10 protein-coding genes are annotated in these 13,037 nt (G+C 48.0%); 9 read left to right on the top strand and 1 reads right to left on the bottom strand.

The genetic code is table 11. The features are described 5' to 3' along the window. Window position 1: 1 nt before the first annotated feature. Window positions 2–628 carry a YceI family protein gene (locus NO559_RS05615; protein ID WP_258330818.1) on the top strand — a complete coding sequence of 209 codons (627 nt, stop codon included), beginning with the start codon at window positions 2–4 and terminating at the stop codon, window positions 626–628. A 67-nt stretch (window positions 629–695) separates the two neighbouring features. Here NO559_RS05615 and NO559_RS05620 read toward each other — a convergent pair whose 3' ends face one another. Next, window positions 696–1,307, bottom strand: coding sequence for a Yip1 family protein (locus NO559_RS05620; protein ID WP_258330819.1), 612 nt, complete (start codon window positions 1,305–1,307; stop codon window positions 696–698). 288 nt (window positions 1,308–1,595) lie between these two features. On the opposite strand from NO559_RS05620, the gene hemH reads away from it, so the two are divergent. From hemH to NO559_RS05660, 8 genes are all read left to right on the top strand, one after another. Then, a complete protein-coding gene (gene hemH, locus NO559_RS05625) occupies window positions 1,596–2,639 on the top strand; it encodes a ferrochelatase (protein ID WP_258330820.1) in 1,044 nt (347 codons plus the stop codon). A 55-nt stretch (window positions 2,640–2,694) separates the two neighbouring features. Further along, a complete protein-coding gene (locus NO559_RS05630; RefSeq protein WP_258330821.1) occupies window positions 2,695–3,465 on the top strand; it encodes an enoyl-CoA hydratase in 771 nt (256 codons plus the stop codon). 136 nt (window positions 3,466–3,601) lie between these two features. Further along, on the top strand, window positions 3,602–5,434 hold the full coding sequence (locus tag NO559_RS05635; RefSeq protein ID WP_258330822.1) for a PLP-dependent aminotransferase family protein: 1,833 nt from the start codon (window positions 3,602–3,604) through the stop codon (window positions 5,432–5,434). A gap of 136 nt (window positions 5,435–5,570) precedes the next feature. Further along, window positions 5,571–6,419 carry a carbon-nitrogen hydrolase family protein gene (locus NO559_RS05640; RefSeq protein ID WP_258330823.1) on the top strand — a complete coding sequence of 283 codons (849 nt, stop codon included), beginning with the start codon at window positions 5,571–5,573 and terminating at the stop codon, window positions 6,417–6,419. 134 nt (window positions 6,420–6,553) lie between these two features. Continuing rightward, window positions 6,554–9,043 (top strand): TonB-dependent receptor, encoded by a 2,490-nt coding sequence (locus NO559_RS05645; protein WP_258330824.1) that lies wholly within the window; start codon window positions 6,554–6,556, stop codon window positions 9,041–9,043. A gap of 97 nt (window positions 9,044–9,140) precedes the next feature. Beyond that, window positions 9,141–10,163: a C45 family peptidase gene (locus tag NO559_RS05650; RefSeq protein WP_258330825.1), complete on the top strand. Its 1,023-nt coding sequence runs from the start codon at window positions 9,141–9,143 to the stop codon at window positions 10,161–10,163. A 125-nt stretch (window positions 10,164–10,288) separates the two neighbouring features. Continuing rightward, complete coding sequence (locus NO559_RS05655; RefSeq protein WP_258330826.1) at window positions 10,289–11,497, top strand: MFS transporter; 1,209 nt, start codon at window positions 10,289–10,291, stop codon at window positions 11,495–11,497. A 158-nt stretch (window positions 11,498–11,655) separates the two neighbouring features. After that, window positions 11,656–13,023: an APC family permease gene (locus NO559_RS05660; protein WP_258330827.1), complete on the top strand. Its 1,368-nt coding sequence runs from the start codon at window positions 11,656–11,658 to the stop codon at window positions 13,021–13,023. Window positions 13,024–13,037 lie beyond the last annotated feature (14 nt).

The following is a 13,037-nucleotide window of genomic DNA, read 5'->3' on the forward strand; positions in this document are numbered from 1 at the left end:
TATGTTTAATCGATTATTAAAAACCCAGTGCTGGGGCATAGTGTTAAGCTGTTTAATCGTCCTGCCTGCTTGGGCTGAAGCCGAACGTTATATTATTGATATCAAAGGCCAACATGCCTTTGTGCAATTTAAAATTAAACACTTGGGCTATAGCTGGTTACTGGGTAATTTTAAAAAGTTTGACGGTGAGTTTAACTACGATGCCCGCAATATAGAAAACTCCGATGTGAGCGTAGTAATAGACACAGCTAGCTTAGATAGCAACCATGCAGAGCGTGACAAGCATTTAAAAGGCAGTGACTTTTTAGAGGTTAAAAAATTCCCCAAGGCTGTTTTTAGCAGTAATAAAGTGGTTGCCACTGGCAAAGAGAGCTTTGACATACATGGTGAGCTAGATTTGCACGGGGTTAAAAAGCCTATAGTCATACAAGCTAAAATCATAGGCCAAGGCCCAGACCCCTGGATGGGTTATCGCGCAGGTTTTGAAGGGTTTACCACACTAAGGCTGGCTGACTTTGGCATTACCCGCGATCTTGGCCCAGCTTCTACCCATGTTGAGTTGCAGCTGTATATAGAAGGTGTACGCCAAGCTAAGCAACAAACAGGTGGCAGTGAGTTTTTTGAATAATATTCTGCATTATAAAAAAGGGGATGCATGGCATCCCCTCTATATATAACAGTGCTAGCAGCGCTGATCAGCCGCCGATAAACTCTGGCGCAAAGCCCACGCTCCAAATCAACACGCTGCCTACGCGAGTGCTCACCAAAAGTACCAGTGCCACGGCTAAAATAGCGCCGCCAAAAAATACCGCTCGGTCTTTTTCTATATGCATGACTATGGGAATGCCGTCTAGCATTAAAAAGCAGGAGTATAAGGCCGCTGCCACAAATACCAGCAGGTTAAACCAAGGGGCGGGGTAGAGTAGTGCCAAGCCCGCTAAAAAAATAGGCGTGGAAGAGTAGGCCGCCAGGGCTATGCCTGAGGCCGCGTTGTTTTCATGCTTGCCGCCGTAGGTTTCGGCCATCCAGTCTATCATCCAGCCCAAAGCAAACACCCCGATTAGCATGGCAAAGTAGGTTAACAGACACAGCTCTACGGCGCTGGCCGATGACAGTTTAATTAAGGCACCATCGCCTACGCGCCAACCAATTTGAGTCGTGGAGAAATAGGCGCATAAGGGGGCTATGGCAGCCAGTATGCAAGTATAAGCGGTGATGACGGTCGTTGGGGGGGCGTGTTCTTTTTCTATACTTTCCCACTCGTCGTCGGGGTGGGTCATTAGGCCTAGGGCGTGCTGCAATATCATCTTAAACCTCACTAACTATTGTTGATTTTATCGTTATCGTGCTGGGTTAAACGTGTTTATCATGCGTTCACTCTATAAGATATAGCGCATTAAGCGGGCTTTACCAAATGGGCTTAATAGGGCTAGCTCCTGTTTATCGATGGTAAACCATGTTTGGAGTTAGGGTCATCATAAATAAATGCTTATGTAGATATGATCTAAAAACCCATTCGTGAATAACTGGTTGTTGTTTTCCATCATGGTTTACAATAGCGACGCACAAATTAAGCTAACTAATAGAGAAACATTATGAGTGATAAAGCGGTACTGCTGGCTAACTTGGGTTCACCTGAGGCCCCTGAGGCAGGCGCAGTAAGAAGCTATTTAAATCAATTTTTAATGGACCCCTATGTTATTCAGTTGCCTTGGCCATTAAGGCGCTTAATTGTTAGCCTGTTTGTATTGCCGCGCAGGCCTGCTCAGTCTGCCCATGCTTACGCCAGTGTATGGCGCGAAGACGGTTCGCCACTGGTAGCCTTATCCCAGCAATTACTGGCAGCGTTGCAGCCGCAAGTTAATGTGCCGGTAGCTTTGGCCATGCGTTATGGCCAGCCCAGCATAGAAAGCGAATTACTCAAGCTGGCGCAAAACCCCGCCTTAAGAGAAGTGTTATTCATCCCCTTATACCCGCACTACGCCGACAGCACAGTCACTACCTCGGTGGAAGAAGTGAAAAGAGTGGTGCTTAAGCATAAGCTCAATATACGCATTAAAGTGTTAGAGCCCTTCTACCAGCACCCCAACTATATTCAAGCCCTAGTAGCTACCGCTCAGCCTTATATGGCAGATAAAAAATACGATCATATTTTGTTCAGCTACCACGGCCTGCCCGAGTCACACCTAAAAGTGGCCGACCCAACGTTAAAACATTGTTTGCAGGTAGCTAACTGCTGCGAACAGCCCTCCGAGGCACACGCTAGCTGTTATCGGCATCAGGTATTTAAAACCACCCAGCATTTTGTTGAGTTGGCAGGCTTGCAAGAGGGTGAGTACAGCCAGGCCTTTCAGTCGCGCTTGGGGCGCAATAAATGGCTGGAGCCCAGCACCGAAAACAGCCTGCGCGAGCTGGCGGCTAAAGGCGTTAAAAACCTGCTGGTGATCTGCCCGGCCTTTGTCACCGATTGTTTAGAAACACTGGAAGAGATAGAAATGCAGGGCGCGGAATTATTTAAAGAGGCTGGCGGTGAGTCGCTAACGCTAATCCCCTGTTTAAATAGCCACCCAGAATGGGTAAAGCTGCTAGTGTCATGGTGTAATGATTTCACTAATATTTTAGCCGCTAAAAATTTATAAGCGGCTAGGCTAAGTGTTGAGTCGCATCCCTTTTTGCTAAAAACACGAGACCGCCATGGCCGATACGATTATCGCTGAGCTACAAGACTCAGTCTTACAACTGACTATACACAACCCAGAACGCAAAAATGCCTTTACCCAAGCCATGTATGCCAGCTTGGCAGAGCAGCTAGAGCAAGCGGCGATCAACCCGGCGGTAAGAGTGGTGTTGCTAAGCGGTCACGGCGGCATTTTTACCAGCGGCAATGACCTGGACGACTTTAAAAAAGCCCCGGCCGAATTAAGTAGCAGTAGCAGCCCCACGGTGCGCTTTATGATGGCCTTAGCGAACTTTCCCAAGCCAGTAGTGGCGGCAGTAGAGGGCGTAGCAGTAGGTATAGGCACCACTTTACTGCTGCATTGCGATTTAGTTTATGCCCACCCCGATACCCGCTTTTGCATGCCCTTTGTTAATTTAGGTTTAAGCCCCGAATACGGCTCTTCATTATTATTGCCGCGCTTAGCGGGCAATGTAAAAGCCGCCGAGTTATTAATGCTGGGCGAAATGTTTTCGGCACAGGATGCGCAGCAGGCAGCAATTATTAATACGGTAGTGGAGCAGCCCTTGGCCTTGGCAAAAGTGCAGTGTGCCAAACTGACCCAAAAAGCGCCGGCAGCGTTGCGACATACCAAGGCTTTATTAAAAGCCCCCTTACAACAAAGCCTAGAGCAAGTCATGGCGCAAGAGCTGCAGTTATTTAGCCAGGGCCTGCAAGGCGAAGAATTTACCGAAGCGGTAACGGCATTTTTTGAAAAGCGAGCAGCAGATTTTTCGCGCTTTAGCTAGGGCTAATAGCCGCTAGCGCGTGTTTGCTCATACAACTCTTGCAAATTGCCTGTTGCTGGCCCAAGCTAGCCCTGATGGAACAGGGTTAGTAAAGCAGGATAATAATAAAATCTTCTGATGTGGGCGGTTAGTTTGTATGGCTACTAGCAAAGCCATTATTTATTTAGACCCAGAAAGCGAGCTTAACTTACAAAGCCAGATTCGACAGAAATTAGTCGAGGCTATTTCCTTGGGTACCTTTCCTATAGATAAGCGCTTACCTTCCTCGCGCAAACTGGCCGAGCAACTGGGTGTGGCCCGCAACACCGTGGTGTTAGCCTATCAGCAATTATTGGATGAAGAGTATTTAGTAAGCCGCGAACGCAGCGGCATTTATGTTAATGCCAAAGTCCTACAAGGCCGCGTGGGTTTTGAAGGGCGCGCTAGCAAAACCATAAAAATTAGTGCGGAATGGCAGCAGCGCTTAAAAACCAGTGTTAGCACGGCGGCGGGATTTTCTTGCCCGCCAAATTGGCAGCAATACCCCTATCCTTTTATCGATGGTCAATTCGACACCTCTTTATACCCCATTAAAGAATGGCGTGAAGCCTCACGGTTAGCGCTGGGGGTGCGTGAAATTTATGACTGGGCTGGTGAAAGTGGCGACGCTGACGACCCTATGTTGATAGAACAAATTCGCAGCAAAATTTTACCGCGCCGCGGCATACAGGCTGGCCCCGATGAAATTTTAATTACCGTAGGTACACAGCAAGCCCTGTACCTGGCAACCCAGCTATTGGTAGACCATAACAGCAGTGTTGCCATAGAAGAGCCGGGTTACCCCGAGATGCGCCAGTTGTTAACTCAGCGTGGCGCCAATATGGTTTATCAGCCAGTGGACACCGATGGCATGGTGGTTGATGAGCGCTTAGATCATTGCCAGTTAGTGTATGTAACCCCCAGCCACCAAACACCAACGGCGGTGACCATGTCTATGCAGCGCCGCAAGCAATTATTGCAAAAGGCGCGCAGCCACGACCAGCTCATTATTGAAGACGATTATGAATTTGAAAGTAATTATCTGGGTAATCCTCACCCAGCCTTGCGAGGCATAGATAAAGATAACCGCGTGGTCTATGCCTCTTGCTTATCGAAAGTGTTAGCGCCGGGCGTGCGCTTGGGCTTTATGGTGGCGGCCCCCGAGCTCATCGCCGAGGCCCGCAAGCTAAGGCGTTTAATGGTGTTGCACCCGCCGCTAAATAATCAACGCACAGTAGCTTATTTTTTATCCTTGGGTTATTACGATACCTTTTTAATGCATCTGTATGAAACTTTTCAAAAACGTTGGATGGCCTTGCGTTACGCGGTCAACTACTACTTATTACACGATGTGACTATTACTCCCTCGCAAGGCGGCACCTCTTTTTGGATGACCTTGCCTAGCGATTTAGCGGTGCAGTATTTGGTACGTGAGGCGGCAAAACGTGGCATTTTAATAGAACCTATGAATCATTATTATGCGACCAAAAATGTGCCCGAAAATAGTTTTCGCATGGGCGTAACCAGTATTAGTCACGATAAAATTCGCGATGGGGTGGTAAAACTACGGGAATTAATCCATGAGCTGCGCGCCAATACCATAGAGACCTTTGCCACCGCCAAGGGCAAGCAATACGTGGGTGAAGAGTTGCGCAAGCGGGTGTCCGATACCACTATGCGCTGCTTAATTGCCTATGGCGATCCCTGCACCATAGAGCTGCATGCCGATGGCAGCATGACTGGCCGGGCAGGTTATGCCAATGAAGATTGCGATACTGGCCGTTGGTGGGTAGCGGGGGATTACTGGTATAGGCAGTGGAGTCGCTGGGCTTGGGCTGAGGTAGGCGTCTACCATGTTAAGTTAGAGCGCAATCATATTAAGCTATTCGATGAGCAGGGGCATTTAATCGAAAACGCTATTCTTAAAAAAAATAAATCCGCTAAAAAATAACTGGACTCATATAAGCTGGGCAACTGGTTCTATTTTCCCTATCGCAAAATCATTACCTTACACTGCACGAATGGCATAAGCCGGTCGAACAATGTACGGCACAATAATGAGGCCATGTGAATACTAGGGGTTGGTAATGAGTCACTTCTCCATAGCGGGACTACAATTAGAATTATCAAATCAAGATAATTTTCACTTTATAGAGCAAGAAATAGAACGGGTTAAAAGAGTCTTTCCCTGGGTTGATATGGTGGTGCTTAGTGAGCTGTCTACTTTTGGCACCAGTACTAAATTGGCGCAACCCATGCCTGGCCCAGCTGAGCAACGCTACTGTGATATAGCTGTAAAAAATAAGCTGTGGATAATTACCGGCAGTTTATTTGAGCAGGCGGGAGAGCATGTTTACAACACCAGCTCAGTGATTAACCCGCAAGGGGAGGTGGTAACACGCTATCGTAAACTGTTCCCCTTTTATCCCTATGAAAAAGGCGTGACGCCGGGTGAGCACTGTGTGGTGTTTGATGTGCCCGAGGTAGGGCGCTTTGGTATATCCATATGCTATGACCAATGGTTTCCAGAAATTTCCCGCAGCTTGGCTTGTATGGGGGCCGAGGTGATTCTTTGCCCTACCTTAACCGGCACCATAGATAGAGAGCTGGAGTTAGCTATAGCCAGAACCAATGCAGTAGTCAGCCAAAGTTACTTTTTTAATATTAACGTGGCAGGACGCCTGGGTAATGGCCGCTCTATAGTGGTGGGCCCAGATGGACAGGTCATCCATCAGGCCGGTGAAAAAAACGAAATTATACCGATAGAGGTTGATCTCAATCATGTACGCAGAGTGCGCGAGCGCGGCGTGTTGGGCTTGGGGCAAACACTAAAAAGCTTTAGGGATAGCCAAATGCAGTTTCCGGCCTATCAACCGCAGGCTAAGCAAGCTGGTGCTTTAGCAGCGCTGGGGCCGCTAAAAAAACCGGGCGAGTAGTAAGCCTGTAATTAAAACTGGCCTCATAAATAGCAAACAACTGGTACTACGTGTACCGCTAAAGCTCAGCTAGTTTTATAACCATAGTCAATATTATTAATTAACAATAAAAATTAGGGTGTTGGAGAAATACTATGAGTAGTAAAAAATCATTCCAAAAAAATACACTGGCAAGTGCTGTAGTAGCGGCTACCGTTATGTCAGTTCATGCCGTACCTAGTTTTGCTGCCGGTATGATGGAGGAGGTGATAGTAACCGCTACCGCCAGAAAACAATCTGTGCAAGACATCCCCTACAATATTTCCGCCATGCAAGGCGATCAATTAAGCGCACAAAATATTAATAGCGAGGCAGATCTGCTGCGCGCCATGTCGGGTGTGTCGGTAGTAGATCGCGGTTACCGCAACTCAGGTACGGTGAACAGTATTATTATCCGCGGCCTAAACGTAGATAGCGGCGCTAATGGCGATATCTCACTCAATGCCGTGCCCACAGTTTCAACCTATGTGGATAACACACCGCTGTATGCCAATTTTGTATTAAAAGATATAGAGCGCGTAGAGGTGCTGCGTGGGCCACAGGGCACCTTGTATGGCTCTGGCGCCTTGGGTGGCACCGTGCGTTATATCAGTAACAAACCTAACCCTGCTGGTTTTGAGGCTTCGGTTAATGGCGATTTTAGCCAAACCGATGGTTCTGATGGCAATAATATCAATGTCGACTTTATGTTGAACGTACCGTTAAGTGATAAGGCAGCGGTTAGAGCTTCGGTAGGAAAAATCGATAATGACGGCGTGGTGGATTATATCAACGCCTATCAACTCAATGAATTTGGCGAGCCTTTGGTAGCCGTGGGTGATAACTGTGTGTCGCCGCGTGCGGCAACAGATGCGCAAGTGCTTAACAATGGTGCCTGCTATAAAAATGAAAAAGATGCCGACGATGTAGAGATAGATTATGCCAAAGTCGCGCTGTCCTTTGAGCCTACAGATAATTTAAGTTTATTGCTTAGCTATCAAACTCAGGAAGATGAAATCGGTGCAAGGCGTGCCGTGACCACCGGTAACAACGGCCAGCCTGTAGGCTCGCCATTGCGCTTTGATTACGGTGAATACGATAGTGGCCAAGTCTTGCTAGAGCCCTCATCCCGCGAGGTGGATTTACTCAGCTTAGATGTGGAGGTGGATTTTGGTTTTGCCACGCTAACCTCAAATACGTCCAGCTACGAGCATGAAGGCAAAGGCGATAGTGATAACGGTGGCCTGTGGGTGAGTGGCGGTCGCGACTGGATTAGTGGTTTTTACTATGAGGGTTGGCCCAGACCGGCACAACGGGCAGAGCGCGGCTATGAAGATGAAACTATCATACAAGAATTTCGTTTAGTTTCTAACGATGGCAGTGGCAGCATAGACTGGTTGGCCGGGGTGTTTTATTTAGACCAGGAGATGACGGTTTACCAAAATAGCTGGAACCCGGGTATGAATGAATTTGCCCAGGCCTGTGTGGGCACGGGCAGTGATGTATGCCCTGACTTTTGGCCCTCAACTTTTTATCCCGGCGCAACCTTAACTGAGCGTGACTTAGAATATCGCCGCGACGTTACCTTTGAAGAATTAGCCGTATACGGTGAGCTGACTTACCATATTACTGAGCAACTACATATTACTGCCGGTTTGCGCTGGTTTGATAATGAATCGGTTAACGACACCATTATGGGCTTTCCCTTAGTCGAGGGCTGGGTTTCTTCTGAGGTGCCGCAGGCTAAGCAGAAAGAAGATGATGTGCTGAAAAAAATCAATATTGCTTATGATATAAACGATAACAGCATGGTTTACGCCACTTACTCCGAAGGCTTTAGGCGCGGTGGCGCTAATGCCATACCCAGCTTGGCCAATGGCGATAATTTTGGTGAGCCTAATTCAGACAGCATAAATTTTTACGAAAAAGACAATGTGGAAAACTATGAGCTAGGTATTAAAGGTCAAACCGATAGCTTTAATTACACAGTCTCGGCTTTCTATGTTGATTGGCAAGATCCGCAGCTAAATGCTACCTCGGCCTGGTACGGTTTTTACATGGCGGTTAATGGTGAGTCGGCGGCTACTAAAGGGATAGAAGTTGAGCTGGAAGGCTACCTCACCGAGAGCTTACATTATCGCCTAGGCTACACTTATGTGAATGCCGAACTTACCGATGATTTTGTCAATCCACAAACCGATACGGTTATCGCCGAAGATGGCGCTACCTTGCCGGGCACGCCAGAAAATGTAATCAGTGCTAGCTTGGATAACACTTGGGCATTAAGCGATGGTTTGGATTTAGTGGCTAGAGTCAATGCCTACTATCAATCGGAATCGGAAAACTTTATTGACGATAAGTCAGTACTAGGTGAAACCCACGATGGTTTTGTATTGTGGGGAGCATCGGCCTCAGTGGTTGCCGATAATTGGACTGTCACCCTATACGGTAAAAACTTGGGTAATGAAGAAGGCATCACCGGCTCATTCCCCGAGGCCTATTTTGGTGCCGATACCGGTGTATTTGAAAACTGGTACGGTAACAGTAATAGGCAGATGATTTCGCAGCCGCGCACTATAGGTGTATCGGCGGCTTATAAGTTTTAAGCTAGCTCACTGTGTAATAGGTATGTTACCGGGCTATTAAGCCCGGTTTTTTTGTTTTAGCCTATACCCTAACAAGAGTGATAAACGGCGATAAGCTATGACAGCGTTACGATTTAAAGAAGTACATTTAAAAGGTGGGGCAGCAGAGCGGGGCTACCAGCAGGGTAAGGCGTTAAAGTCTGAAATAGCGCAGGCGCTGGCCTATTACAAGGCATTGTTTAATCTGCCAGATAGCGTCTTACAGGCTCAGCTTGGCCCGTTTCGGCAGGTCATTGAGCAGTTTAAACCCGCCTATATGGAAGAGATGGCCGCTATAGCCCAAGGGGCGGGTTTGAGTGCCGACGATATCTTATTGTTGAATGCACGTTCTGAGCTGCTTAATAATCTATCGGTGTCGGAGTGCACCACTGTTTATAATCAGCCTACCGGCTTATTAGCCCAAAACTGGGATTGGTCCAAAGCCTTAGAGCCCTTAATTAGCGTTTTGCATATAGAGCAAGCGCAAGGCCCGCGCATTACCACCCTCACCGAGCCCGGTATGTTGGCAAAGGTGGGCATGAACAGCGCGGGCTTGGCGGTATCGCTTAATATTTTAAAAAGCGCTACTCGCCTACAGGGCCTGCCGGTGCATCTTTTTTTGAGGGCGGTGTTGGAGTGCGAGTCTTTAGCGCAAGTAAAAGCGCTATTAAAAACTGTGGCGGTAGGTAAGGCCAGCCATGTATTGGTGGCCGATGCGCAGGGTGAGTTTTTAAGCATAGAGTTTGCCGCTGATAAGCATTACCTACTCGCCAGTGATCACCACGGTATAGTGATACACAGTAATCATTATTTGGCTGATACCCAGCTGAATACCCAAGAGGCTTTCCCCAGCACTTATGAGCGCTATAGGCGCGCTGCAGAAATTCTATCCTATGATAGATCCGACCGCGGTGTGCAATCGGTGCTGCTGGATCAAAGTGAAGGCTTGGCCTCTATATGCAGGCCTTACAGCCCCTCAGCCCTGGCTAACTTTGGTGAGGTAGGCACGGTGTTCTCAGTGTTAATGAAGCCCGCTAAAAAAACCATCAGCATCAGGCCTGGCTGCAAAGCCGATACGCCTTTTTATCAGTTGCAGCTTTAATACTAAGTGGCCTTATCAGTAGCGCGTAACTGGTACTATGTTTTAACGCTGCTGTTGTTAAGGTGGGAGCCTATACTGCTAGTTGAGTAGTCCTTTTTATATAAACCGATAATAAAAGAGTCACTATGAGTCATACTGCCGTGCCTGATGCCCCTGCTACTAAGCCGTCCTTATTAAAACGCCTGCCGGTAGCGCCAGCTAATGGTGAGCTAGCGCGGGTGCTGCTGTCGTTTTTGGCCACCGCAGGCTTGTTCTATGTCAACATCATGCCCGCGCTTATCGATGGTTTAATCGACGGCTTAGGTTTTAGTAATAAAGAGGCGGGCTTTGTGGGCTCGGCTAATGTCTATGGGGCTGCAGTGGGTGCCTTAGCGGCTGTTTTTATAGTGAAATTTATTAACTGGAAAAAAGCAGCGCTGTTGTTATTACTGGGTTTGCTGCTAGCGGATTGTTTTTCTATTTATTTAACGCAAGTTAGCGCCTTAGTTATTACGCGCTTTTTTCATGGCTGTATAGGTGGCATGTTGGTGGGCATAGGCTTTGCGGTGATTGCACGCACCACTGAGGCCGACAGAACCTTTGGCTATTTGCTTACCGTGCAGTTTGGCCTGGGTGGTGCTGGCCTAATGTTCTTACCCCCCTTGGTGCCGGAGTTTGGCACTACGGCATTGTTTCTTGCGCTCATGGCCTTTAGCGCTATCACCTTATGTATGCTGCCATTTTTGGCCGACTATAAAGTGGCCGAGTTACAGTTAGATCACAAAAAATTAGCGGCTCAAAAAATCAATTATAAATTATTAAGCTTGGCGCTATTGGCTACGTTTTTATTTCAGGCTGCCAATATGGGCGTGTATGCCTATGTGATAGGTTTAGGTAAAACCGCCGGGCAAGACATGTTGTTTATAAGTTCTACCTTAGGCTTCGCTGCTTGGATAGCAATTGCCGGATCGGTATTAGTGATTGTAATGTCCACCCGCTTTGGCCGTTTGTGGCCTATATTGATCGCCACCTTATTAACCATAGTGGGTACTTGGCTGTTTCATTACAGTGATAGTAAAAGCTATTATTGGGTAGCCAATGTTGGCGTGGGGATTACTTGGGCCTTTGTTATCTCATATTTACTGGGTATGTGTGCAGAGTTTGATAGCAGCGGCCAAATGGCAGCGCTGGGCGGCTTTGCCTCAAAAATGGGTTTGGCTTCAGGGCCGTTAACCGCGGCATTAATTGTTGGCGATAATAATTATGGCCTGTTAATTAATGTGGCGTGCATAGCCTTAATATTATGCATGGCGGCAGTAATGTTACCGGCCTTGGCTTTGGATAAGGCCAGGTGATGGTGGTTTTTCAGCGTTAACGGGCGGCTGTTTATTGCTGCCGGCTTAGCGGCATATTTTTTTCGGCTTACTAGCGCATGCTCTTGCGGCTGTCTTTTTTATCTTGCAATTTTATCGGTTAACATGGCCGCATACTAAGCATATATAAGAGAGCTAAGATGAGCGATACACAACAGGGCAACTTAGAACGCGTACTGTCACAAAAAGAAGTGTTGGCTTTGGCCTTTGGTGCCATGGTGGGTTGGAGCTGGGTGGCCTTGGCTGGCAGCTGGGTGATGGATGCCGGTGCCGGCGGTGCCATTGCGGCCTTTATTATAGGTGGCGGCTTAATGGTATTAATCGGCCTTACCTATGCCGAGCTGGCAGCTGCCATGCCCTTTGTTGGTGGTGAGCATGTGTATAGCCATAGGGCTTTGGGTGGGGCGGCGGCATTTGTTTGTACCTGGGCGATTATTTTAGCTTACGTAAGTGTGGCAGCTTTTGAAGCGGTGGCTTTGCCTACGGTGATGGAAGAAATTATCCCCGGTTTAAAAACCATAGAGCTGTGGACCGTGGCGGGTTATCAGGTGTACTTAAGCTGGGCCTTAATCGGCAGTGTCGCTGCCCTGTTAGTCACCTGGATTAATATACGCGGGGTAAAAGCTGCGGCACTGTTGCAAACGGTGGTGACGGTTTTGTTATTGGCTGCGGGCTTTATGTTTGTCAGCGGTGCTAGCCTGCATGGCACTACGGAAAATATGCCGGTGTTATTTAAAGACGGCATGGGCGGCTTAGCCTTAGTGTTAGTGGCCGTGCCTTTTATGTTTGTGGGTTTTGACGTGATACCGCAAATGGCCGAAGAAATTAACCTGCCGCATAAGCAAATCGGTCAGTTAATTATTGTTTCGGTATTAATGGCTGTGCTGTGGTATAGCCTGATTAGTTTTGGGGTGGGTATGTCCTTGTCGCCTGCGGAGTTAAGCAGCAGTCGTTTGGCTACGGCTGATGCCGCCGGTTCAGTATGGAGCTCGGGTTTTGCTAGGGATATGGTGATCTTGGCGGGCATAGCCGGCATAGTTACCAGTTGGAATGCCTTTTTTATAGGCGGTGCGCGCGCGATTTATGTGATGGCCAAAGCGGGGCAGTTGCCAGCGGCTTTGGGCAGGCTGCACCCTAAATACAATACCCCTCATAACGCCATTATTTTAATCGGTGTGCTCTGTGTAATAGCCCCCTTGTTTGGTCGAAAAATGCTGGTGTGGCTAGTTGATGCTGGCAGCTTTAGCGTGGTGATTGCCTATGGCTTGGTGGCGCTCTCTTTTGTGGTGCTGCGTTTGCGCGAGCCAGAAATGGAAAGGCCATATAGAGTGATGGGCGGTATTTGGGTGGGTGTTTTTGCGCTTATCGCCTCGTTAGCTTTGGGCGCTTTATATCTGCCCGGCAGTGTAGCCGCGCTGGCGTGGCCAGAGTGGTTGATAGTCTTTGCCTGGGCTGGGTTGGGTGTGCTGTGCTACTTACTGCGTAATATGAGTCGCAGCGGCCATTAAGTCACAGAGTTTTT

Origin of the sequence: Dasania sp. GY-MA-18, assembly GCF_024734385.1 — a bacterium.
GTDB classification, from domain to species: domain Bacteria; phylum Pseudomonadota; class Gammaproteobacteria; order Pseudomonadales; family Dasaniaceae; genus Dasania; species Dasania phycosphaerae.

Coding starts and splice junctions, on each gene's coding strand:
- NO559_RS05615 (WP_258330818.1), top strand. CDS start 2: ATGTTTAATCGATTATTAAAAACCCAGTGCTGGGGCATAGTGTTAAGC.
- NO559_RS05620 (WP_258330819.1), bottom strand. CDS start 1,307: ATGATATTGCAGCACGCCCTAGGCCTAATGACCCACCCCGACGACGAG.
- hemH (WP_258330820.1), top strand. CDS start 1,596: ATGAGTGATAAAGCGGTACTGCTGGCTAACTTGGGTTCACCTGAGGCC.
- NO559_RS05630 (WP_258330821.1), top strand. CDS start 2,695: ATGGCCGATACGATTATCGCTGAGCTACAAGACTCAGTCTTACAACTG.
- NO559_RS05635 (WP_258330822.1), top strand. CDS start 3,602: ATGGCTACTAGCAAAGCCATTATTTATTTAGACCCAGAAAGCGAGCTT.
- NO559_RS05640 (WP_258330823.1), top strand. CDS start 5,571: ATGAGTCACTTCTCCATAGCGGGACTACAATTAGAATTATCAAATCAA.
- NO559_RS05645 (WP_258330824.1), top strand. CDS start 6,554: ATGAGTAGTAAAAAATCATTCCAAAAAAATACACTGGCAAGTGCTGTA.
- NO559_RS05650 (WP_258330825.1), top strand. CDS start 9,141: ATGACAGCGTTACGATTTAAAGAAGTACATTTAAAAGGTGGGGCAGCA.
- NO559_RS05655 (WP_258330826.1), top strand. CDS start 10,289: ATGAGTCATACTGCCGTGCCTGATGCCCCTGCTACTAAGCCGTCCTTA.
- NO559_RS05660 (WP_258330827.1), top strand. CDS start 11,656: ATGAGCGATACACAACAGGGCAACTTAGAACGCGTACTGTCACAAAAA.